The organism is Hespellia stercorisuis DSM 15480 (assembly GCF_900142165.1).
Lineage (GTDB): Bacteria > Bacillota > Clostridia > Lachnospirales > Lachnospiraceae > Hespellia > Hespellia stercorisuis.
In genome coordinates this window covers 1-21,678 of the sequence record NZ_FQZY01000057.1, presented here as the reverse complement: position 1 = coordinate 21,678, position 21,678 = coordinate 1, and the positions used below count along the sequence as shown (strand labels likewise).

Below are 21,678 nucleotides of genomic sequence, written 5' to 3'. Positions count from 1 at the left end.
TTATTTCTTCCCGACTCTGAATGGTCAATTTCGCCCGACGCTAACACTTTTCATTATTTTTCTGTATTCATCTGGATATAAACCTGTATTCTTTTGAAATAAACTTGCAAAACGTCCAGAATGATAATAGCCTACAGCTTCTGCTATTTGGCTGATTGTAAAATCAGTACCAATTAATAAATATTCAGCATGTGCAATTCTTCTATTCTGAATATATTCTGTAATCGTGTAACCGTAATATTTTTTAAATGAATAACGTAATTTTGTTTGTCCCATACAAGCTATTTTGGTTAGGTGGTCTGCTTTTATATCAAAAGCAAAATGGTCGTTTATGTATGATTTTACTGCGTCTAAATTGATTAAATCATCTTTTGATAAATCACCACTCGGTGTAAAACCTTTATGCTCTTTGGATTTTTCAATAATTAAAGAAAGTGCTTCTGTGACTTTGCTTTCATAAAATAGATGAGCTGAAATACCTGTTCCTTGAAAAGTCTGTAATTGACGCATTAATAGCACTAATTGAGGGAAATCTGTTATCCCATCTATGCTAAGAAATGCGGATTTAGGGTCTGAAAATTGATTTGGATATTTTTGTTCTAAGTAGTCATGATAATAACCCGGCATTAGCATAAGTTCGATTCCGTGAATCGGAACATTCTTATGGTATCTAGCACGAAACATTTGACTATTTGAAACATGACCTCTAATGCAGTTAGCATTTAATCTTTTATAGGGAGATAATTCTTCGGCTGATATGGTGTCATAGTAGTTAATAGATATAAAATCCTGTTGTTGATATTCTAATACTTTATCTTGTTTTAATCGTAAATCTAATACTGCTATGGCAAACATACCCTCTTTTTCATAATACCAGTAATATCCCTCTCCTAAATCTTTTGGTGGTTCATAACATACTCCCTCTAAATTGAGTGTTTCCTTACAGGCACAGGGTTGAAAATCCAACTGTACAAGACATGGTTCAGGTAAATTCTTTGTTTCAGCTTTCATAAATACATCTCCTTTTATCCACTTTCAACGAACATTCAGCACGATTCAACGAAGGTTAGCCATAACTATTGCTTAAATCAAAAAAAAGTTTTAAATTATCATATGTGTTAGTTAGATTTAGCTAACCAATAAAAATATAGCAGACTTTTTAAGTTAATACAAGTTAGTTTAAGAAGATTTGCAGAAAAAAAGGAGGTCGTTTCATTGGAAAATGAACAAACATGGTTTCAAGCACTTCTTTCTTTTGCTTCACGCTGCAAAGGTAAGATGATTATATCAGTGCTTTGTTCCATTATTAGTGTATTCGGTGGATTTGTCCCTTTTCTTGGAGTTTATCAAATTTTAAAATTGTTTATCGAGGGAAAAGAAGATACTTCACAAATACTATTTTGGTGTGGAATATGTGTAGGTGGCTATGTGATTCGATTAGTATTTTTTGCTATATCTACAATTTTATCACATATCAGTGCTTACACTATTCTTGAAACAATTCGTATGGAAATAGCGGATAAATTGATGAAAGCACCATTAGGTGATGTTATGAATAGAACAATCGGTCAGATAAAAAGTGTTATTGTTGACCGAGTAGAAGCTATCGAACCACCTTTAGCCCACTTTATACCAGAAGCAACAGGAAATATTGTTATTCCTATCGCAATTTTTATATTCTTGCTGGTATTTGATTGGCGTATGGCTCTTGCTTCGATTGCAACTATTCCTTTGGCTGCAATTCCATTTGGAATTATGACCAGAAATTTCACAGAAAAATATGACGCTTATATGAAAGCCAATAATCATGTCAATAGTGTCATTATTGAGTATGTTGAAGGAATCGAGGTTGTCAAGGCTTTTAATCAAGCGACAAGCTCTTATGAAAAATTTGCTAAAGCAGTAGATTCCTTTAAGGATTATACAGTAGATTGGTATCAAAGTACATGGAAATTAATGTACTTGGCTTTCTCAATTTTACCATCTACATTATTGGTTTCACTGCCAGTAGGATTGATTCTTTTTGCAAATGGCTCACTAACTGCTGCTGAACTCTGTATGTGCTTGATTTTATCATTGAGTATCATTGCTCCACTTATGAGATTAGAGGTATTTGTAAATGAAATGAAAGTCATGGAATATGGAATCAAGGAAACTCTTGAATTTATTAATATGCCAGAATTAAAAAGTTCTAAACAAAATGTTAAATTACAACATTATGATGTTACATTGCAAAATGTAGATTTTTCTTACACTGGGAAAGATAATGAAAAAGTATTACATGATGTGAATTTAAAAATGCCACAAGGTAGCTTTACAGCATTAGTCGGACCCTCTGGTGGTGGTAAATCGACAGTTGCCCGTTTGATTTCACGCTTTTGGGACGTAACAAACGGAAATATAAAAATTGGTGGAGTAGATATTAAAGATATTCCTTTAAAACAGTTATCAGATATTGTCAGTTTCGTTACACAGGACAATTTTCTCTTTAATTGTTCACTAAAAGAAAATATTCGTCTAGGGAATCCAAAAGCTACAGATGAAGAAGTTTATGCTGCTGCAAAAGCCGCTTGTTGTGATGAATTTATTAACCTGTTAGAAAATGGTTATGACACTTCTGCTGGTGATGCGGGAAAAAGATTATCTGGTGGTGAGAAACAAAGAATTGCGATTGCCCGTGCTATATTGAAAAAAGCTCCTATCGTTATTCTTGATGTAAACTGGGGTAACAGTTTTGGCTGTGTATAGAGTGTATTAAGTTAAAAAGAATGGAATATAGGTACAGCATACACAAGAGATAGAGAAATATGTGTATGAAGTAGGTAGGAAGAATGCGTATCTGGTTGAGAGAAAAAGAACTCTCAGACCAGTTTTTTTATATGCAAAATTAAACGTGAGTAGGAGGGATACATATGAGAGAAGAGTCATACGAAGTGAAATGTCCCAGACACATTGTGTTTGGTGACCCGCTGTACTTTGAGGAGTTCAAAGGGGAGCGGTTGAAGGAGTTGGTAGTGGATTTTAAGCCGCCCCAATATTTTAAAACAAGAGTAATTTTGAAGGAAGAGGAGGTTCCAGAATGCCCAGGATTTACACTTCGCACCATGAGCATTTACCTGGCCCCAAAAGAAACATTAGGCACGTACCTGTCAGGAAAGATGTATGAAGGCCAACAGATTCAGCAGAAAGAAATCGGTGTTGACAGTGCCTGTTATATCATCAGCGTTGACGGAAGAGAGGAAGATATTAAAACTGGCGGGGATGGATATTGGGGTGACATGCAAACGCTTTACCATCAGCATGATCAGCGGAAAGTGAAGGATGCGGTGATTCTGACTGTTGTCATACCGGATTTCGTAGATTTTAAGGACATGCAGCAATGGGTAAATTATTTTTTTGAGGATGTACAGTTGCTGAAAGAAAACAAAAAGGAGCCGAAAAAGGATGTGCCGGAAAGGTAAAGCAAAACACAATCCGGTTATATCCAATCAAATGCACTTTTTAGAAAGAGGTTTTATATGAGTAGGAAAATAGAGGAAATAAACAAAGATACTTTTTGGCAGCTCATCGAGGAGGCGAAAATGCAGTGTGGGAAAGATCTGAATGCTTCTCTTTGGTGGATAAAAAAAGGATTGTTGAGAATGCCCCCGGAACATTCCTTACAATTTCATAGGTTTCTGCACGCATATTATGAGGCAGCCAGTAGATATGGCCTTTGGACAGCAGTGAATCTGATTAAAGAAGAGGGCTGCACATATGAGGAATTTGTTAATTTTAAAGCATGGCTTGTGGGACAAGGGAAAGAAGTTTACATGGCAGCGTTGGCGAATCCAGATTCACTTGTAGCGGTGGAGAAGTACGAAAACTGTGAGTTTGAGTTACTTAGTTATGTTGGAAATGAGATCTATAAGGAACAGACCGGACGAAGTGCCTATGATGATTGCACTCAGGAAATGGACCAGGAGATGCTGCAGGAGGTATCGAAAGATATTAAATATCATCCGATGATTGATTATCCACTGGAATTGCCAGATGAGCTTTTGGCATATCCCCAAATTAGTGCCCAATTTATGAAGGAGACCCATCTCCTAAATCCTAAAAGTTATTCTACATGGGATATCCCATTTCCAGAAATAAAAGAGCAGGTGAAAAAAAGGGCTATCGAAGCGAAGAAATACATAAGAAGCCAACAAAAAAAAGACAAAATACGAAAGCAAGAAGAACAGTCCAGATAGTGTTCAGAAACAAGAGGATGAACTTCAGGAACAAAAAAATCATAATCGGCTGGGATAGAAAGCAAGTGTTCCTATACCTGCCAGACATTAATCGGTGTTGTCATCAATCAAATCCTCGTAAGAGATACCGAAGACTTCTGTCAGTGCTTTTAATTCGATATCAGTGACATAGCGTTTATTCGTCTCAATTCTGGTAATGACATTCTTATCCATATCATAGCCAGCAAGCTGGAGTCGTTGTGCCAGATCTCGCTGGGAGAGATTATGTTTTTGGCGGAGTTCGATCAGCCGGTTGCTGATCAGGTTCTTTTCACCGGAATGACTGCGTGGTTTTGGCATATCCTGTCCTTTCCTGCAAAAAAGTGTCAAAATGTTTGTCTCACTTTTTGCACCTTATATATTGATTTTACTTGTTAGAAAGGGTACAATCGGTTGTAAAAGTGAGACAAAATACAAAAGGAGAAAAAGAATGGATTGGAACAGTGATGAATTCAAACAATATCTGTATGATGCAATAACAGGCAATTTGGCTCAGACGGAAAAAGTGGCTTCGGCACAGGAAGTAATTAAGAATGAGTTTGCATCAGGAGCATTGTGTAACAGATTATATCAGGAAGTGTATCAGTCAAATCAGAATCTGTGTGAAAGGCTGGGCACGGATGAGGATAAAGATGTAGAGTTGATCATTTCAAACTTATTTCAGATTGCAGAACATTTGTCTAAAAGGATGTATGATTACGGTGCTGCATTTTCAAATGTATTAAAAAAATAGGAAGAAAGAGTCAGAAGTGGAAAACAGAGATGTGAACATAATAGAGGGACATCTGTAAAACTGCTTACAGGAGTCCCTCAAAGAAAGCATTGATATCGGTATGAAAGATTTTTGAAAGAGCAACCAGTTCGCTGATTTTGATATTCATACGGTTGGTCTCTAATTTGGCATAAGTGCTTTTGGACATGTGAATACCCATCAGTTCTAACTTTGCAATGACCTGTTCCTGTGTAAGTTTATTCTGATAGCGCAGGCGTTGGATATTATTGCCGATATCCATATCGGGACGAATCTTTTGCATGGCATACTCCTTTCAATGTAATGTTTCGTAATAAAGAAACTTTTATATTGATTTTACTAGGAATAATTCTTATAATGTTTCGTAATAGCGAAATATTGCGGAGGAATAACGATATGAAGCATAAGGACAGAGAAAAAGAGCGTTTTTTAATGCTGTGCGGTCAGAAAGACAGAGCGTTGATACTGGGGGAAGAAAAATTGAAGATTCGTGATTTTGACAGGCTTACTTACCTGACGGATTACTTGGGATTTCAGGATTTCAATCTGGAATTCTGGTTTGAACGTGCAATGGAATTTAAGGAAGAATTTGAACGAATAGAAAAATATATCATGGAAGCGGATGTTTTCTATTGTGAGGAAATCATAGAAGATGCGTTGGAAATGAGTCGGTTATGGATCAAAGACTTTTACGAGGCAGTACCAAATGAAGAAGCGAGAAGGATCGTTGCAAAACTCATTGATAAGCAGGATACGGGAATGATTATGGAGATAACAGGGCAGGCAGATACACTTTGAGGTGTACTGCCTGTTTTTCTTTGAAAGAAAGAGGGGTGATTACAATATGACAACCATCAGAAACTAAAAGACCATATCCGGCTGGGAAAGAAAGCAAGTGTTCCTACGCCAGCCAGGTACAGGCAGTCACATCTCTCTCAAACACCTTCCTGTTTGAGTTCTCACTTTATAACTAAATATTAGAAAGGACGTGATTATATCGTTATAGGAATCGATCATGGTTATTATGCCATCAAGGGGGCACATATCAGTTTCCCGACAGGTCTGACCGCTTATGACTATGAGCCATATACTATGCAGAATGTTCTGCAATATCAAGGACGATATTTTGTCTGCGGCAGTGGGCGCCAGACCCTTTTAAAGGACAAGACAGCAAATGACAATTATTATCTGCTCACAATGGCAGCCATTGCCAAAGAACTAAGTGTTCGAAAAGCACCCAAAAAGTGCAGCGTCATCCTGGCTGCCGGATTACCCCTCGGCAGTTTTGGCAGGGAGAAAAAGTCATTTCGGGAGTACTTGTTCCGCAAGGAGCAGCCGCTGCGTTTTAAATATGAAAATGAAAGCTACGAAGTGCGGATACAGGATGTAAGACTGTTTCCGCAGGGGTATTCTGCCCTGGCTCTTCAGCCGGAGTGGATCAATTCAGAACCATCCATCCTGCTTGTTGACATCGGGGGCTGGACGGTGGATTTGATGCGACTGGACAATGCTGTTCCAAATGCAGCAACTTGCCGGAGTCTGGAGATGGGTGTCATCCGCTGCATTGATGAGATCATGGAACAGGTAAGAAGAAGCACAGGACTGTCTGTAACAGAGATACAGGTGGAGCGTGTTCTAAACGGAAGTGCCTGCAGCATGGGAGAGGAGGTGCGGGAACTTATCCAGCGATATGGGCGCATATATACGGAACGCATCCTGTCTGCCATAGCAGAATCCGGGTTTGACTTAAAGGCAGTGCCTGCCATCGTCATGGGTGGAGGCGCGGCCATTCTAAAACGCCACGTGAGGACACAGGATGGGCTGTGTCGGCAGATTTACCTCACAGACATCCATGCCAACGCCTCTGGCTATGAGAGGATTGTAGGGCAGATGTCGGCCACACGATGAGCCGCCCGGTCTTTTCCTTTCGTCCGAATCTGGAAAATGCGGCTCACAGGAAAGCGTGGGGGATTTTACAGCGTGTTCCGGAAGGGCAAAAGAACCATTTTCTGGTGCAGGCAATCTTAAAGGAAGGGAATGAGGCAACACTGGAGGCGGTTATCCGCAGAACTGTGCGGGAAGAGCTAAAAGGTGTCAAAACGGAACAGATTAAAAGCGATGGAGCAGGAGATATTCCAGATCAGATGCTGGATTTTCTGTCTCAGATGGATGACTGAGCAGGGGAAAGGAGGTGGTGCTTACCGAAAGTTTTGGACAGATACATACATTGTTGCATATGCTAGGTTTTTGGACCTGCCAGACATTAATATTTGTTGGGTAATGTGAATAGCATTCTCTGCAGCTTTGGAGTATGTTGTGTGTAGCAAAACGAAAGGAGAACCCCATATGGCAGAGATGAAAAACATATGTGGTAAGATTCCGCTGGAGCTGCATGAGAAGGTGCGGGAGGAAATCGAACTGACAGAGAGCAGTACACAAAAATTTATCGAGCAGGTGATTGAAGAACACTTTATGAAAGAAGGAGCGAGTAAAATGGCAGCGAGAACATTGGCAGTACAGGTGACTGAGGAATTATTTGGGAGAATGAAAAAAGTCATCGTAAGGAAAGGGTGTAAACAGAAGGATTTTCTGATTGAAATCATCGAAAAGGCACTGGATGAGGAAGAAAGAATATTCCGGCAGGAAGATGAGGAAACAAAGGAAACCCAAGATGAGGAAGAGAATGCAGAGTCAGAAGCCGAGGAAGAATCAGAAAGTGCTGAAACGACAGCCGATATAACAGAAGAATTTTAAAACAACACAATGAACACGCAGAAGCGGTGTGGCATACGGCCATGCCGCTTCTGTTTGTTTCGAAGAAAAAGGAGGCGGTAACCGGAACCGAAACAATTAAATTTTTTGATCTATTCAGCGGAATCGGAGGATTTCGTGAAGGACTCACAAGAGCAGGCGGTTTTACCTGCATTGGCCACTGTGAAGTGGATGTCTATGCAGATAAGAACTACCGAAGACTGTTCGATACGGAAGGGGAGTGGTTTTGCGATGATGCAAGAACAATTGATACAGGAAGAATGCCGGATTTTGACCTGCTGTGTGCAGGATTTCCTTGCCAGGCATTCTCTATTGCCGGGAAACGAGAAGGATTCGCAGATGCAAGAGGAACTCTCTTCTTTGAGATTGCCAGACTGCTTAAAGAAAAGCGACCTTCTTTTTTTCTCCTTGAAAATGTTCCCGGGCTGTTATCGCATGACAAGGGTAGGACGTATCACACCATTCTCAGCACGTTATCTGAGCTGGGGTATCATGTCGAATGGAAAGTGCTTAACAGCAAGGATTTCGGAGTTGCCCAGTCAAGGAAGCGCGTGTATATTGTCGGATATCTTGATTGCAGATGTGCCGGAAAAGTATTACCTTTCCCCGAAACAAATGCAGCAACTCTTGTTCAAGTCCGAAGCGGCAGCCAAGGGAAAAGAGTCTACGATAAAGAAGGACTAAGCTGTACGCTTACGTCCAGTGCTGGTGGCATGGGTGGAAAGACAGGGCTCTACGAAGTGGGGCTTCCCATTAAGGAGAACACTAAAAAGGGATACAAGATGGCATATCCGGGTGACAGCATTGATCTTGGGTATGCCGAAATTAACAGCAGAAGGGGAAGGGTAGGGCATGAAGTTGCCCATACCCTGACCACAGGTATTCAGCAGGGGACATTACACTTTGTGGATTTGTCCCCACCACCATTGGTGACAGAAAATGCCCGCTGTTTAAATACAAGGCAAAGCTCCAGCATCCATAACCATAAAGGGGAAAATTCCGGTGTCTTAAAGGAGTCTGGCGCAAGAGCCATCCTCACACCGGGAAAAGAGAATGTCCGCCAGAATGGGAGACGGATGAAGGAAGCAGACGAGCCGATGTTCACCATCACAGCGACAGACCGCCATGGTGTGGTATATCATGGCAGAATCCGCAGGCTCGTCCCAAGAGAATGTCTTCGCCTGCAGGGATACCATGATAATCAGATTGACCGAATGTTAGAGGATATGTCTGATAGTCAGCTCTATAAACAGGCGGGAAATGGTGTCACAGTCAATGTGATAGAAGCCATTGGAAGGAGAATCCGGTCTGCAAAAGCATCACTAGAAGAAAAAAATGAGGAAAAGGATGGATAAAGAAGAATTTTCCATTACGAAAGGATGAAGCCAGATAGGAGGGATGCTGATTGCCAATCGATATCAAGGACCAGTATTTTGGTACAGAGATTGAAATGACAGGTATCACCAGATTACGTGCTGCGACAGTGGTTGGACAGTTGTTCCAAAAGGAGCCTTATCACATCCAATCTTATGATTCGTGGTGTGTCCGGGACTTAGATGGAAAGGAATGGAAATTCAGCAAAGATGTAAGCATCAGGGCCGAGAGAAGAACTGGAAATCAGTACACAAGAGCTGGAAATGAATACCAGACAGAAATGGTCAGTCCAAAACTGGAGTATGAAGAAATGGGAAAACTTCAGGAAGTTGTACGCTGTTTAAGGCATCATGGTGCAAGGGTAAATGGTTCCTGTGGTATGCATGTTCACATAGATGCAGCCAATCATACGCCGAGAAGCCTGAAAAATGCTCTATCCATTATGTATTCAAAGGAAGATATTTTATTTAAGGCTTTGAAAGTACAGCCAAGCCGGGAATATGATTACTGTCAGAAAGTGAAACGGACGGTGCTGGAGGACATCAGGAAGATGCCAAATAGTACCATTTCAATGGAGCAGCTAAAACGGGCGTGGTATGAAGGCCGGGACGGTAGCTATACGCACTATGATGACACCAGATATCATGCACTCAATCTCCATGCTGTCTTTTCCAAAGGCACATTGGAGTGGCGGTGTTTTGAAAGCACACTTCATGCGGGAAAAGTAAGAGCGAACATCACGCTTGCCCTTGCCATATCTGCACAGGCAATCAATCAGAAATGTACCCATGCCAAGAAAACAGAGATATCGGAAAACCCATGTTTTACCTTCCGCACCTTTCTGCTTCGATTAAAGCTCATCGGACCGGAATACAAAAATGTCCGAGAGCATCTTTTGGCAAACCTTGAGGGAGATAAAGCATGGCGGTATGACAGGAGCAGCTACGAATGTCTAAGAAGAAACCAGAATGAATCAACACGTTAGGAGAGACAATATGAAGGAACGATTATACTTTGCTTATGGAAGCAACATGAATTTAGACCAGATGAGGGAACGGTGTCCTGCAGCGAGAGTAGTAGAAAATGTTCGCTTGGAGGACTATCGTCTTTCTTTTGCCGGGGCTGGATTCGCCACGGTTGTGCTGGAACAGGGAAGCCATGTGGACGGTGTGCTCTGGAAGATTACGCAGGACTGTGAAAAGAGGCTGGATTATTATGAAGGCTATCCAAGGCATTATGGGAAAGAAATGATTACCGTAAAGAATGCAGCGGGAGAACCGATGGAAGTGGCGGTCTATATTATGGCTGAACCACAGGGGAAAATGCCTGCTCGTCCCAAGGACTGGTATCTGGCTGGAATTCTGGAAGGATGCCATCAGAATGGGATTGATTCCAGAGACATCATGGAAGCGGTGAAGCGTACCAGATCAGAAGAAATGGCATTGAAACAGGAGAATAAGAAACCCATGCATGAAAGATGGATAAGATGAGCCGCAGGAATAGCACCTGCGGTATTTTTATACCCTAGTATGTCGCAAAAGGAAGAAAGGCTATCATGTGCAGCCTTTCATATAAAAAAGGAACACTTGGGAAAAGTGGGAAGGAGTAAGCAATGAAATTGAGAAAAATAAAGACAAGAGCAGTCGCACTGGGACTTGCCATGCTGATGGGAATCAGTCCATTGGGCAGTGCCAGCTATGCCTATGCAGCCGAAGAAAATGAGGGACTGCAATTAGAAACAGCGGCTGTGGAAACGCAGACCGAGGAAAGTGAAGCCACGGTACAGTCAGAACAGCCTCTGGTTACCGCAGAAGATATTACCAAAAGTGTATCTGACACGGAATTTGCCGTAGAAACCAGCATGGAAGGAATCACCTTTGATGCCGAGAAAGAGAGCGTGACACTGACCGGTATCGAATCGGAAGATGGAAAAAACTATCAGCCGGATAAAGCAGGTACTTATATTGCGACCTATCTGGTTGTTCCCAAAGATCAGAGAGACAGCTATCACATCACTCGAAAGATTATTCTGACGGAAACAGAAGGTGAGGCTCATACCGAATCCAACGGTGGGGAGAACCAGAAAGAGGATACAGAATCGGAAGATGACTCGGAGAACGGAACTGAGACAGCAACGGAAACAGAACTGTCCCAGACTCCAACAGAAGTGAACGTGACAGGCAGTGAAGAAGATACAGAGGCGTCCTTGCAGAAACTGGAAGAGGATATTGCCACAGGTGATGTCATGATCCTGTCGGGTGCAGATGTGATGACAGCCAGAGCTACAACGGTAAATCTTGATAAAGGGGAAACGATTTATTATCCAAGTTATATCGGGAATTATCTGACCTGCCGATTTACGGTAAATGGAAAATTAGCATACTGCCTCCAGTCACAGAAAGCCTCTCCCCCAGATGGAGATTATGTGGCAAATGTCCTGGATTCCAACAAAAATCTCCAGAAGGTCTTATATTATGGTTATGGCGGCGCCGGAGATGTGACAGGAAGTTATCTGTCTGGCAAAAGCGGGGATGAGAAGTATGTTTATACCCACATTGCAGCCAGCTATGCATATGCCGGAGAGGCAGGGTTCACAGGCTGTGATTATAATGACCTGGTAAATGCAGGGGTGATTGCTTATATTGATTATCTGTTCGGTATGGAAGAGCCGCCGAAAGGTGAGATCTCTTTATCTAATACCTCGGTTAAAGCAGTGAGAGATGGGGATACACAGAAGACTTCGGATATCAAATTAAGCGGAGATGGCAGAAACTATATCACGATTACCGTGCCGGCCAATGTGACCTGCTATAACAAGATAAAAGGCACTTCAAAGAGCAATGGAGACATCCGCATCTATGGCGGTGATACGTTCTACCTGACCGCACCAATGAGTGTGACTGGCAGCTTTGCTTCTGGTACACTAAAAGGTTCAGTGAGGGAATCATGGAGAACGCTGGTACTGACCACAGGGGATGCAAGTCAGGATATCGGTGTCTTTGAATCAGAGACAGCAGAGCCTGTCAGCTTTGAGGTAGACTGGCTGGAAATGACCAGAATCCAGCTCGTGAAAAAAGATGCGAAGACAGCCAATCCACTGAATGGCGCAGTCTATGGCATTTACACCGACAAAGCATGCAAGAATCTGCTGATGCAGATGAGTTCGACAGCAGCCGATGGAAAAACGATAAGTGATTACTTCGAAGCCTCCGTAAAGACTGCTTATGTCAAGGAACTTACCGCTCCCATCAACTATGTGAAAAATGATACCGTCTATACGGTGGATGTGACCGCAGGAAAGACCGTTGAAGTGACAGGAACGGATGAGTATGTCAAGGGTTCGGTACATATCGAAAAGATTGACTGTGAGACACAGCAGTTCGTGCCACAGGGAGATAGTGAGCTGGCAGGAGCCGTCTATGGGCTGTATGCGGCAGAAGAAATCCATCACCCGGATAAAAGTACAGGTCTGCTTTATAAGAAGGACAGCCTGATCGCACAGGGAACGATTGGTGCGGATGGTACACTTGATTTTACGGATCTGTTCCTTGGGAAAATGTATGTAAAGGAAATCACTCCGCCAAAGGGATACACCCTTGATACGACAAGATATGATGTGACGCTATCTTATGAAGGGCAGGAGAAAAAGGAAGTAACCAGAGATTTGACCGTAACAGAAACGGTGAAGAAACAGGCGTTCCAGCTCATCAAGATCAGCGAGGACGGATCACAGACAGAAACGGACCTCATCAAAGGTGCGGGATTTAGTGTTTATCTAGTAAGCAGCCTTTCCAAAGTGAAAAGTGGCGAATTGAAACCATCCAATGGAAGTACATTTACTGCTAAGGATTTCACCGCTTATGATTTTTCTAAGGAGCAGGTGGCAGTGACCTATGAGAATGGAAAGGCAGTTGCAGTACCAGAACTGATCACAGATGCCAAAGGCTATGCTATCAGCGTGGAAATCCCATATGGAGATTATGTAGTAGTGGAAAGCACGGTGCCGGAAAACTTAAAGCCAGTGAATCCATTTATTGTAAAAATCAGTGAGGACAGCAGAGAGCCACAGCAGTGGCGTGTATTCGATGACCGCCCGTTTGAGTTCCTGCTTAAGATCATCAAAAAGGATGCCCACACAGGCAATACGGTTTTAAAGGCAGGTGCTTCCTACAAGATTTATGACTGCATAAAAGAAGCCTATGTCGAGCAGGTTATTCAGTATCCAAAGCATGAAAAACTCAGCGTGTTCACGACCAATGAGGAAGGTTATCTGGTGACACCGGAAGAACTGAAGTGTTCGACCTACCGTATTGAAGAAGTAAAAGCGCCGGAAGGATTTGTACGTCAGGGATATGAAATGTCCTTATTTGATGGGGAAGAGATCATCTCCGGCATTTCCGTGACAGAGCGGGGCAGCTATAAAGAAACACCGAAGAACAGCATCGAGATTACGGTGACAGATGATACCGCTCATCAGATTGACCCGGATACCGGAGCAGTCATTGTAGAAGTGGAACAGCCAAATGATGAACAGGTGGGAAGCCTGACACTGGAAAAGACAGGGGAACAGCTTGTGGAAGTGACAGGAGATTCACTGCTTGATAAAGTTGGAACAGTCCTTAAAAATATCAAAGAAGCGGTAACCGGAGAAGAATCCGAGTCTGGCATCCTGCGTGACTTTGTTTACGAGGAAACAGGTGTGGAAGGAGCAGAGTTTGAACTCCACGCAAAAGAAACAATCTACGCACCGGATGGCGCAGTAGATAAAGAAGGGAATCCGGTTATCCGTTATCACAAGGATGATCTGGTCAGAACGCTTGTTACGGATGCAGAAGGGAAAGCCGTGGTAAACAACTTGCCGCTTGGCTCTTATTATATGAAAGAAACCGTAGCAGGTGAGCATTTCGTATTGAACACAGAACAGAAGGAATTCACCCTGACAGCCGAAGATGATACACAGGCTGTGGTTTATGAAGGGGTTGCTTATAAAAATGAGCGCCAGAAGGTGGAGGTATCTCTGAGTAAAAAAGATGCGGTATCCGGCGAAGCTCTGGAGGGTGTCGTATTCGGCTTGTATGCTGCAGAGGATATTCTTTCCAATCAGGGCGAAGTCATGGTAGAAAAGGATACTCTGCTGGAGAAGAAAGCAACAGATGCAGATGGAAAGGTGGCCTTTGACAGTGATCTGTTCCATGGAAAATACTATGTGAAGGAAGAACAGCGTCTGCCGGGTTATCTGCCAAATGAGGAGATCTGGGAATTTGAAGCGGATTATGAAGACCAGAACACAGCAGTCCTTACGTTTACGAAAGAAGTGGAGAATCAGCCAACCGAGTCACAGTTTACAAAAGTGGATCTTACTACAGGCGAAGAGCTGGAAGGAGCAACGCTTCAGATTCTGGACAAAGATGGAACTGTGGTGGAAGAATGGACCAGCACCAAAGAGGCGCATGTAGTCTATGGACTGCCGGAGGGAAGTTATACACTTCACGAAGAACTCGCACCGTTGGAAGATGGATATGTGTCCGCAGAAGATATCGAATTTGAGGTATTGGAAGATGGAACGGTCACAGAAGTGGAGATGAAAGATGGATATTCCAAGACAGAAATCTCCAAGACGGACATTACCACAGGCGAGGAGCTGGAAGGAGCAAAACTTCAGATCCTAGACAAAGATGGAACTGTGCTGGAAGAATGGGTGACCGATGGAAAGCCGCACAGCGTAGAGAAACTTCCGGTAGGTGTGGAACTGACTCTTAGAGAGATTACAGCACCGGACGGATATGAAATCGCAGAAGATGTAAAATTCACATTAGAAGATACAAGGGAGGTGCAGAAAGTAGAAATGAAAGATGCAAGAACACCGGAGACATCCGTACCAAAGACGGGAGATAATCCGTTAAAACCGATCTTACTGGTTATTTTATGCGGCATCTGCGTGGCAGGACTGGTACTCACTATCCGTAAGAAAAAGAAATATCATAAGACAAATGAAAGAAAATAAGCGAAAGGCGGTTCGCCTGATTCTGCTTCTGGTTTTCCTGATCAGTGCAGGCATCCTGTTTTATGACATGGTGCTTGTGCCGAGACAGAATCAGGAACTGTCAGAGCAGCTAAAGAAAGACTTCCAAGAGGAAACTCCCGGAGATACTCCGGGGGATACCTCTCCCGAAGAAGAAAGACCATCGGCTGGGGAGAAAAGCCAAGTGTCTCCCCTTGACCTTGCAGCACTTCAGGCAGCTTACCCGGATGTGCAGGGGTGGCTTACGATTCCCGGAACAAACATAGATTATCCTGTGCTTCAAAGCACGGAATCCGAGCCGGAATTTTATCTGAAACGCAACTACAAGAAAGAGTGGAGTGCCAATGGCAGCCTGTTTCTGCAGTGGAACAGCAACGTGTCTGAAAGCCAGAATCTTATCATCTATGGCCACAATATGAACAGTGGTGCGATGTTCGGGAACCTGGATCAATACCGTCAGTACAGCTACTGGGAGGCACATAAAAGTGTCTTTTTCCAAACAATATCCGGTGTATCAGAGTACGAAATAGTGGCAGTAATGACCGCAGATACAGGCATCTTTCCGTTCCAGCAGGTAGTGTTCGGAATGGAAGGTGTGGACAGCTATGTGGAACGTGCAAAGGCACTATCAGTGTTCAAAACCGGAGGTTCTCAGAACGTATCCGACCATGTGCTGACGCTTGTCACCTGTGCGTATGAGTGGGATGGTGCCAGAATTGTGGTTGTGGCGGTGGAAAAAGATTAAAAACTGTCATGTAAAAAGAATATTGAAAAGATGAAAAAGTCCAGCTTGCAGTGGCTAAATTTTCAGTGGTGTGGTAAACTATAAGCAGAAAAGATGCGCTTTTAAAAGGAAGCAGGCAACCATGCAAGAAAGGAGATCTGGTGTTATGGATAAGATCAAAGATAAGCAGTTGAAGAAAATCTTAGAAGAACTTGCCGGATTTTTACAGGAGGTTTATGGAAATAGACTGAGAGCAGTTATATTATATGGTTCAGTGGCAAGAGGAACGCAGACAAGTGAATCCGATGTGGATATTATGGTTTTAGTAGAAGGAAGTGCGGAGGAACTGCGTGGATATGAGGACAAATTAAGTGATGTGTCAACAGATTTTGCGTTGAAATATCTGAAAGTGTTTTCTATCATCGATGTAAGCTATCAGGAGTACGTTGACTGGATGAAGATATCCCCATTCTATAAGAATGTTTCAGAGGAAGGGGTTGTATTGTATGCCGCTTGATATCCCAACACTGTGCAAATATCGTCTGGAACGGGCGAAAGAAGATTTGATGACAGCCAGAAGCAATCATCAGGCAGGCTTTTACAAAGCATCTGTCAACCGTTCTTATTATGCCATCTTTCACAGCATCCGTGCAGTGAATATACTGGATGGTTTTGACGCATCCAAACATAGTTCTGTCATTGCACATTTTAACCAGTTTTATGTGCATACAGGCCAATTTGAAAAAACAATTTACAAGACGATTGACAGTGCCTATCGAATCAGAGAAAAATGCGATTATTCAGATTTTTTCATTGCATCCAGAGAGGATTCTTCTATCCAGTTGGAACGTGCGGAAAAGTTTTATCAGACAGTTGAAGAATATATCAAAAAGCATCCTGTGTTGAATTCGGAAGAAGCTGAATCATAAAATAAGATTGACCGTAGGATCGCAAGGTATAGTTTCTGGAGGCTCCCCAGTTTATCTGGGGAGTTTTCTTTTACAAAAAAATAGTGAAGAAATGAGAAGCAGGACATATTCCCGTAAAAAAGGAGTGTGTCCTGCTTTTTTCAATTTACAGAAAGAAGGGATTACATTATGAAACGATATTATACAGCAGAAGCAGTGACAGAAGGACACCCAGACAAGGTCTGCGATTTGATTGCAGACAGCATCTTGGATGCGTGTCTGAGAGAGGACAGCCAATCACGGGTAGCCTGCGAAGTGCTTGCTACAAAGGGAAACATCATTGTTGCAGGGGAAGTTACCAGCAAAGAGGAACCGGATGTGTTTGCCATCATCCGAAAGGTTCTGGATGATACAGGATATCCGAATGCAGAAATTACGATGGATACGCTGATCCACGCCCAGAGTCCTGACATCGCAGAAGCGGTGTCGTGTTCAAAAGAGCAGCGAAGCGGTCAGGTCAGCGATGCAGATGACTGGAGTGATGGGGCAGGAGATCAGGGAATCATGATTGGTTATGCCACCGATGAGACAAAACAGATGCTTCCCATGCCAGTAGTACTGGCAAACCGCATTGTCCGTGAACTGACTGCCTGCCGGAAAAGCAATTACATTGCGGACATCCTGCCGGATGGAAAAGCACAAGTGACGGTGGAATACGAAGATGGGAAGCCTGTGCGTGTAGACAGTGTGGTTGTTTCCTGCCAGCACAAGGCAGATAAGGATCAGAGAAAACTGGAAAAGGAAATCCGCAACAAAGTGCTAAAGCAGGCTTTGCGTCTACTTCCGGCAGATGAGGATACGAAGGTCTTGATCAATCCATCTGGACGTTTTGTGTTCGGCGGAATGGAGGCGGACACCGGGCTCACGGGAAGAAAATTGATGGTGGACACTTATGGAAGTCAGGTACCACATGGCGGCGGTGCATTTTCCGGCAAGGACTGTTCCAAAGTGGACAGAAGCGCAGCGTATATGGCGCGCTACATCGCCAAAAACATGGTTGCAGCGGGTCTTGCCAGCCGATGTCAGGTGTCTCTTGCATATGCCATCGGCGTGGCAGAACCAGTGATGGTACAGGTGGATACCTTTGGCACAGGCAAGGTGTGTGCCGATGACTGCCTTGCAATGGCAGTGCCGCTGGTGTTCGGACTGACACCGAAGCAGATCCGAAACACGCTTCGCCTGGATCGCCCAATCTTCCATCAGACAGCCGCCTATGGACATTTTGGCAGAAAGGAATTCCCTTGGGAGAGAACCGATAAGGCTGAAGCACTTCGTAATACGGTGATCTGATGGCATGGGTAAGCAAAGAAGAAATCAAGGCGGCTGGAGAGATGACAGCCATTGAATATCTGCAAAGATACCAGCCCCAGCGGCTGAAGAAATCCTCGGCTCGGTATGAGTGGGAACTGACAGACCACGATAGCTTTAAAATTAGTGAGAGAACCAGCCTGTGGCACTGGAAATCCAGAGATATCGGAGGCTTAAGTGCCTTGAGATTTCTGATCTATGTAGATGGGATGCCTTTTGTTGAGGCAGTGAAGCTCCTGTGTAGCGAAAATCCGTCCTATGTGCCAGCAGAGCCTGTTTATAAAGAGAAAAAAGCATTTGTACTGCCGGAGAGGTATCCTACGTGGAACCGTATCCGGCAGTATCTGTCTGGTAGGGGAATCAGCAATGCGGTCATAAAATACTGTGTGGAAAAGCAGATCTTATACGAAAGCGCACCTTATCACAATGCTGTCTTCGTTGGCGTGGATGAGAAGCAGAAGCCAAGGTATGCATTTCTTCGGGGCATTTATGACAAGCAGGGGAAGTCCTTTCGGATTGAACAGGCAGGGAGTGAAAAAACGTATGCATTTTGCATTCCACCAGAGGAAAAAAGTGTGCGTGTGGCAGTTTATGAAGCAGCCATTGACGCTATGGCTCACATGACCTTGGAAGGTGGAAGGGCAGATAAATACCGGCTCGTGCTTGGCGGAATCAGTGCACCGAAAGAAGGTCAGAGCCACAGAGTGATGAAAAAGCCTGTGGCTCTGGAACATTTTCTTAAGCAGCACCCGGAAATCAGAGAAATCGAACTCTGCACCGACAATGATTTTGCTGGAAGAGGGGCGTGTGAACATATCAAAAAAGCCTATGAGGGAAGCTATCAAATGATAGAGAACCTGCCACAGATAGATGGCGCAGACTATGGCGATCTGGCAAAGCAGAGAGCAGAACAGAGGAAACAATGTAAACAAGTGGAAAGAGGAAGGTGAGAACAATCGGAAAAGAAGATATAGGAATTTCAGAGATTCATTTGATGACGCAGCTGACAGCGGATTTTTCTCCGGATGAAATATCAGAGCATGAGGAATATGATACCGACTACGGTGAGCCTCTGACAGGGGCAGATCTGGCGCAATATGAGGATGCAATCACAGAAGCAATAGATATCAGAAATGGCATAGGGGAAGAGGGACAAGTGTGTAATCTTATGGATTACTGTAATGAACACCCTGACCTGCAGGCAAAAGTGGAAAGTGCCATCGTGTCTGTCAAGCAGGCAGAGGGGATTCTGTATGGATGTACCACGCTGCAGCTTCGGGAGTCTCTGGAAGGAGATGATCTGGAAAGACTGTGTGACTATATTACCGGGCAATACTCTGATGGTTGGGGCGAAGGCTTTGAACAGCAGGATATCAAGGTAGATGGCGGTACGCTAAATGTGCATTTCTGGCAGCCTGTTGACTATGCGTTGGTTGCATCACAGAGAGAAAACAATCCGGCGCAGAAAGAACAGAAACCGACACGACCACAACTGAAGCTCATAGGGCATGATGGAAATATCTTTGCCATTCTGTCAAGTGCCAAGCGATTGCTCCGGCGGAACGGACAGGGAAAGGAAGCCAAAGAGATGGTGGAGCGGGTCATGAATTCGGGCGATTACTACAAGGCACTTGGCATCATCAGTGAATATGTGGAGACGGAACTGAGTCAGCCGCAAGCGGTAAATAAGAATAGCAAAAAGAAACCAGAGAGGGGAGGTGACTGTCGATGAAATATGAGATTACCAATATCAGCCATCCCAAGTATTCCTGGCTCCACCGCATCCGGGCACTGAAAAATATTGAAAATGTGTGCATGAAAGGGGACCTGGGTGGATATGTCCAGTCGGCAGATAACCTGTCTCAGGAAGGAAACTGCTGGATTGAGGTACATGCCATATGCTGTGAGCAGGCCCATGTGGGCGAAGATGCTGTTCTGCACGATGGTGCTCTGGTACGGGAATCCGCTCTGGTCAGTGGAGATTCCCAGTTATTTGACATGGCATTAGCAGAAGGGTACTGCGTTATCAAAAGCGGTGAAATTAAAGAAGATGCCAGAGTTGCCGGATATGCGGTCATAGGAAAGAACCACACCACTGGTCAGTCCCCATTACTACAGAGAAGCTGTAATGTTTATGGGGAAGTGAATGGGTGGTTTATCATCAGTGAGAATGTCCTGCCGGGCGAGAAATTGCAGAACCCCACACAGGACTTATTTGTTCTGGAGGATGGAAAAAGAGCAGTGCTCGTAAAGCAGAAAAAACTGGAGAATCCAGAGAAAAATGATAATGGCAAACAGAAAAGAAACAGAGAAGAACGATAAAAGAGAGGATGATGCTTATTGGAAAATACTTTGAAACTTGAAGAATTACTTATGGAAGGGATGATGCCAACAGAGGTGATTGGCGGTAAAAAATGGAAGATTCTGCATGGGGATACCTTAAAATATGTCAAGGCATTCAAACCCGGCGTGTTCGATGCGGTCATCACAGATCCGCCGTATGCCTCCGGTGGCACGAAGCAGAATGAAAGAAACCGTACCACTAATCAAAAATACAGCAGCATGAAATCAGTGAATGCACTGCCAGACTTTGATGGAGATAACAAAGACCAGCGCTCCTGGACCCATTGGATGGCAGAGTGGCTGTACGATGTACGAAAAGCCTGCAAGCCGGGCGCGCCCATCTGTCTCTTTATTGACTGGAGACAGTATCCGTCCATCACCGATGCTCTCCAGTGGGCAGGCTGGATCTGGAGAGGAACAGCGGTGTGGGATAAGGGAAACTCCCGCCCGCAGAAAGGGCGCTTTCGCCAGCAGGCTGAATATATCGTCTGGGGCAGCAACGGACCGATGCCAGTGAACCGTCCGGTATCCTGCCTGCCGGGGGTGTTCCGTTATGGGAATCCCCAGAACCGCATTCATGTGACGGAGAAGCCATTGCAGCTCATGAAGGATGTCATCCAGATCTGTGAACCGGGTGGACGTATCCTCGACCCCTTTGCCGGAGCAGGTACAACCATCCTTGCAGCGGTGGAAGAAGGATACGAAGCTGTCGGCATTGAAGTGACAGACGCTTATTTCAAGCTGGGGACAGACCGGGTGCAGTTCGCACTGGAAGCGTGGGAGAACGAACAGAAGGAAAACCAGAAAAAAGAATCAGAGAAAGAATAGGGGCTGTCGCACTAGCTGATTAAATTCAGCGGTGCGCAGCTCTTTTTTTCCTACAGAAATGTCCTTTTTATTCCATTTCTGATTCATATTGATTTTTGGGCGTACTTGAACCAGACCTTCTATGAAAAGGTTGTTTTGAATTTTGATAGTTCAAAAATCATGCTGTTTTAAGTTCAAATAAATGCTGTCCTATTTTACCGGATTGTATTTTTCTGTGAAGTTTATTGATGTTATGAGCAATTGCGATCATGGTACTTTCCGCAAGGACATTCACAGTTCCGCGACACAGATATTTTCGAAAGGACATATCTTCT

General features: G+C 43.8%; 23 protein-coding genes. 20 read left to right on the top strand and 3 right to left on the bottom strand.

What is annotated here, in order from left to right; translation table 11 throughout:
- Window positions 1-24 precede the first annotated feature (24 nt).
- Window positions 25-1,011: a helix-turn-helix domain-containing protein gene (locus tag BUB85_RS15820; protein ID WP_073112269.1), complete on the bottom strand. Its 987-nt coding sequence runs from the start codon at window positions 1,009-1,011 to the stop codon at window positions 25-27.
- Window positions 1,012-1,215: 204 nt separating this feature from the next.
- Here BUB85_RS15820 and BUB85_RS15815 point away from each other — a divergent pair, with 204 nt between their 5' ends.
- The 3 genes from BUB85_RS15815 to BUB85_RS15805 all read left to right on the top strand — a co-directional run bounded on the left by BUB85_RS15815 (window position 1,216) and on the right by BUB85_RS15805 (window position 4,235).
- The gene (locus tag BUB85_RS15815) at window positions 1,216-2,748 is read left to right on the top strand and encodes an ABC transporter ATP-binding protein (protein WP_330392355.1); all 1,533 of its coding nucleotides are present in this window, start codon (window positions 1,216-1,218) and stop codon (window positions 2,746-2,748) included.
- A 164-nt stretch (window positions 2,749-2,912) separates the two neighbouring features.
- On the top strand, window positions 2,913-3,461 hold the full coding sequence (locus tag BUB85_RS15810) for a hypothetical protein (protein ID WP_073112267.1): 549 nt from the start codon (window positions 2,913-2,915) through the stop codon (window positions 3,459-3,461).
- Between the two features lie 57 nt (window positions 3,462-3,518).
- Window positions 3,519-4,235, top strand: coding sequence for a DUF4240 domain-containing protein (locus BUB85_RS15805; RefSeq protein WP_073112265.1), 717 nt, complete (start codon window positions 3,519-3,521; stop codon window positions 4,233-4,235).
- Window positions 4,236-4,322: 87 nt separating this feature from the next.
- On the opposite strand, the gene BUB85_RS15800 is transcribed toward BUB85_RS15805, so the two are convergent.
- Complete coding sequence (locus BUB85_RS15800; RefSeq protein WP_073112263.1) at window positions 4,323-4,574, bottom strand: helix-turn-helix domain-containing protein; 252 nt, start codon at window positions 4,572-4,574, stop codon at window positions 4,323-4,325.
- A 130-nt stretch (window positions 4,575-4,704) separates the two neighbouring features.
- Between BUB85_RS15800 and BUB85_RS15795 the strand changes: the two genes are divergently transcribed.
- Complete coding sequence (locus tag BUB85_RS15795; protein WP_073112261.1) at window positions 4,705-5,007, top strand: hypothetical protein; 303 nt, start codon at window positions 4,705-4,707, stop codon at window positions 5,005-5,007.
- A gap of 64 nt (window positions 5,008-5,071) precedes the next feature.
- On the opposite strand, the gene BUB85_RS15790 is transcribed toward BUB85_RS15795, so the two are convergent.
- Window positions 5,072-5,308, bottom strand: a complete 237-nt coding sequence (locus BUB85_RS15790; protein ID WP_073112259.1) for a helix-turn-helix domain-containing protein — start codon at window positions 5,306-5,308, stop codon at window positions 5,072-5,074.
- Window positions 5,309-5,421: 113 nt separating this feature from the next.
- Here BUB85_RS15790 and BUB85_RS15785 point away from each other — a divergent pair, with 113 nt between their 5' ends.
- The 16 genes from BUB85_RS15785 to BUB85_RS15710 all read left to right on the top strand — a co-directional run bounded on the left by BUB85_RS15785 (window position 5,422) and on the right by BUB85_RS15710 (window position 21,364).
- Complete coding sequence (locus BUB85_RS15785; RefSeq protein WP_073112257.1) at window positions 5,422-5,823, top strand: hypothetical protein; 402 nt, start codon at window positions 5,422-5,424, stop codon at window positions 5,821-5,823.
- A 198-nt stretch (window positions 5,824-6,021) separates the two neighbouring features.
- The gene (locus BUB85_RS15780) at window positions 6,022-6,933 is read left to right on the top strand and encodes a ParM/StbA family protein (RefSeq protein WP_159434662.1); all 912 of its coding nucleotides are present in this window, start codon (window positions 6,022-6,024) and stop codon (window positions 6,931-6,933) included.
- Window positions 6,930-7,202 carry a hypothetical protein gene (locus BUB85_RS15775; RefSeq protein ID WP_073112253.1) on the top strand — a complete coding sequence of 91 codons (273 nt, stop codon included), beginning with the start codon at window positions 6,930-6,932 and terminating at the stop codon, window positions 7,200-7,202. Before BUB85_RS15780 ends, BUB85_RS15775 begins: the two co-directional genes overlap by 4 nt.
- 169 nt (window positions 7,203-7,371) lie before the next feature.
- On the top strand, window positions 7,372-7,779 hold the full coding sequence (locus BUB85_RS15770; protein WP_073112251.1) for a hypothetical protein: 408 nt from the start codon (window positions 7,372-7,374) through the stop codon (window positions 7,777-7,779).
- 41 nt (window positions 7,780-7,820) lie between these two features.
- A complete protein-coding gene (gene dcm, locus BUB85_RS15765) occupies window positions 7,821-9,152 on the top strand; it encodes a DNA (cytosine-5-)-methyltransferase (protein WP_073112249.1) in 1,332 nt (443 codons plus the stop codon).
- 50 nt (window positions 9,153-9,202) lie between these two features.
- Window positions 9,203-10,156: an amidoligase family protein gene (locus BUB85_RS15760; protein ID WP_073112247.1), complete on the top strand. Its 954-nt coding sequence runs from the start codon at window positions 9,203-9,205 to the stop codon at window positions 10,154-10,156.
- A gap of 10 nt (window positions 10,157-10,166) precedes the next feature.
- The gene (locus BUB85_RS15755; protein WP_073112244.1) at window positions 10,167-10,661 is read left to right on the top strand and encodes a gamma-glutamylcyclotransferase family protein; all 495 of its coding nucleotides are present in this window, start codon (window positions 10,167-10,169) and stop codon (window positions 10,659-10,661) included.
- Window positions 10,662-10,783: 122 nt separating this feature from the next.
- Window positions 10,784-15,175 (top strand): SpaA isopeptide-forming pilin-related protein, encoded by a 4,392-nt coding sequence (locus BUB85_RS15750; RefSeq protein ID WP_073112242.1) that lies wholly within the window; start codon window positions 10,784-10,786, stop codon window positions 15,173-15,175.
- Entirely contained in the window at window positions 15,162-15,938 is a 777-nt protein-coding gene (locus BUB85_RS15745) for a class B sortase (protein ID WP_073112240.1), read from the top strand. The genes BUB85_RS15750 and BUB85_RS15745 overlap by 14 nt, the downstream gene beginning before the upstream one ends.
- Window positions 15,939-16,083: 145 nt before the next feature.
- Window positions 16,084-16,434, top strand: coding sequence for a nucleotidyltransferase family protein (locus tag BUB85_RS15740; protein WP_159434661.1), 351 nt, complete (start codon window positions 16,084-16,086; stop codon window positions 16,432-16,434).
- Window positions 16,424-16,846 (top strand): HEPN domain-containing protein, encoded by a 423-nt coding sequence (locus BUB85_RS15735; RefSeq protein ID WP_073112236.1) that lies wholly within the window; start codon window positions 16,424-16,426, stop codon window positions 16,844-16,846. The genes BUB85_RS15740 and BUB85_RS15735 overlap by 11 nt, the downstream gene beginning before the upstream one ends.
- A gap of 168 nt (window positions 16,847-17,014) precedes the next feature.
- On the top strand, window positions 17,015-18,175 hold the full coding sequence (gene metK, locus BUB85_RS15730) for a methionine adenosyltransferase (RefSeq protein ID WP_073112234.1): 1,161 nt from the start codon (window positions 17,015-17,017) through the stop codon (window positions 18,173-18,175).
- Window positions 18,175-19,143, top strand: a complete 969-nt coding sequence (locus BUB85_RS15725; RefSeq protein ID WP_073112232.1) for a DUF3991 and TOPRIM domain-containing protein — start codon at window positions 18,175-18,177, stop codon at window positions 19,141-19,143. Before metK ends, BUB85_RS15725 begins: the two co-directional genes overlap by 1 nt.
- Window positions 19,140-19,925: a hypothetical protein gene (locus tag BUB85_RS15720; RefSeq protein ID WP_242945455.1), complete on the top strand. Its 786-nt coding sequence runs from the start codon at window positions 19,140-19,142 to the stop codon at window positions 19,923-19,925. Before BUB85_RS15725 ends, BUB85_RS15720 begins: the two co-directional genes overlap by 4 nt.
- Window positions 19,922-20,515, top strand: a complete 594-nt coding sequence (locus BUB85_RS15715; RefSeq protein ID WP_073112230.1) for an LbetaH domain-containing protein — start codon at window positions 19,922-19,924, stop codon at window positions 20,513-20,515. Before BUB85_RS15720 ends, BUB85_RS15715 begins: the two co-directional genes overlap by 4 nt.
- Window positions 20,516-20,533: 18 nt before the next feature.
- Window positions 20,534-21,364, top strand: coding sequence for a DNA-methyltransferase (locus tag BUB85_RS15710; protein WP_073112228.1), 831 nt, complete (start codon window positions 20,534-20,536; stop codon window positions 21,362-21,364).
- Window positions 21,365-21,678 lie beyond the last annotated feature (314 nt).

Bases quoted from the DNA above. Each gene is read 5' to 3' on its own strand.
- metK (WP_073112234.1), top strand. From the start codon at position 17,015: ATGAAACGATATTATACAGCAGAAGCAGTGACAGAAGGACACCCAGAC.
- BUB85_RS15775 (WP_073112253.1), top strand. From the start codon at position 6,930: ATGAGCCGCCCGGTCTTTTCCTTTCGTCCGAATCTGGAAAATGCGGCT.
- BUB85_RS15725 (WP_073112232.1), top strand. From the start codon at position 18,175: ATGGCATGGGTAAGCAAAGAAGAAATCAAGGCGGCTGGAGAGATGACA.
- dcm (WP_073112249.1), top strand. From the start codon at position 7,821: ATGCCGCTTCTGTTTGTTTCGAAGAAAAAGGAGGCGGTAACCGGAACC.
- BUB85_RS15790 (WP_073112259.1), bottom strand. From the start codon at position 5,308: ATGCAAAAGATTCGTCCCGATATGGATATCGGCAATAATATCCAACGC.
- BUB85_RS15735 (WP_073112236.1), top strand. From the start codon at position 16,424: ATGCCGCTTGATATCCCAACACTGTGCAAATATCGTCTGGAACGGGCG.
- BUB85_RS15755 (WP_073112244.1), top strand. From the start codon at position 10,167: ATGAAGGAACGATTATACTTTGCTTATGGAAGCAACATGAATTTAGAC.
- BUB85_RS15805 (WP_073112265.1), top strand. From the start codon at position 3,519: ATGAGTAGGAAAATAGAGGAAATAAACAAAGATACTTTTTGGCAGCTC.
- BUB85_RS15800 (WP_073112263.1), bottom strand. From the start codon at position 4,574: ATGCCAAAACCACGCAGTCATTCCGGTGAAAAGAACCTGATCAGCAAC.
- BUB85_RS15715 (WP_073112230.1), top strand. From the start codon at position 19,922: ATGAAATATGAGATTACCAATATCAGCCATCCCAAGTATTCCTGGCTC.
- BUB85_RS15745 (WP_073112240.1), top strand. From the start codon at position 15,162: ATGAAAGAAAATAAGCGAAAGGCGGTTCGCCTGATTCTGCTTCTGGTT.
- BUB85_RS15770 (WP_073112251.1), top strand. From the start codon at position 7,372: ATGGCAGAGATGAAAAACATATGTGGTAAGATTCCGCTGGAGCTGCAT.
- BUB85_RS15785 (WP_073112257.1), top strand. From the start codon at position 5,422: ATGAAGCATAAGGACAGAGAAAAAGAGCGTTTTTTAATGCTGTGCGGT.
- BUB85_RS15740 (WP_159434661.1), top strand. From the start codon at position 16,084: ATGGATAAGATCAAAGATAAGCAGTTGAAGAAAATCTTAGAAGAACTT.
- BUB85_RS15795 (WP_073112261.1), top strand. From the start codon at position 4,705: ATGGATTGGAACAGTGATGAATTCAAACAATATCTGTATGATGCAATA.
- BUB85_RS15810 (WP_073112267.1), top strand. From the start codon at position 2,913: ATGAGAGAAGAGTCATACGAAGTGAAATGTCCCAGACACATTGTGTTT.
- BUB85_RS15750 (WP_073112242.1), top strand. From the start codon at position 10,784: ATGAAATTGAGAAAAATAAAGACAAGAGCAGTCGCACTGGGACTTGCC.
- BUB85_RS15820 (WP_073112269.1), bottom strand. From the start codon at position 1,011: ATGAAAGCTGAAACAAAGAATTTACCTGAACCATGTCTTGTACAGTTG.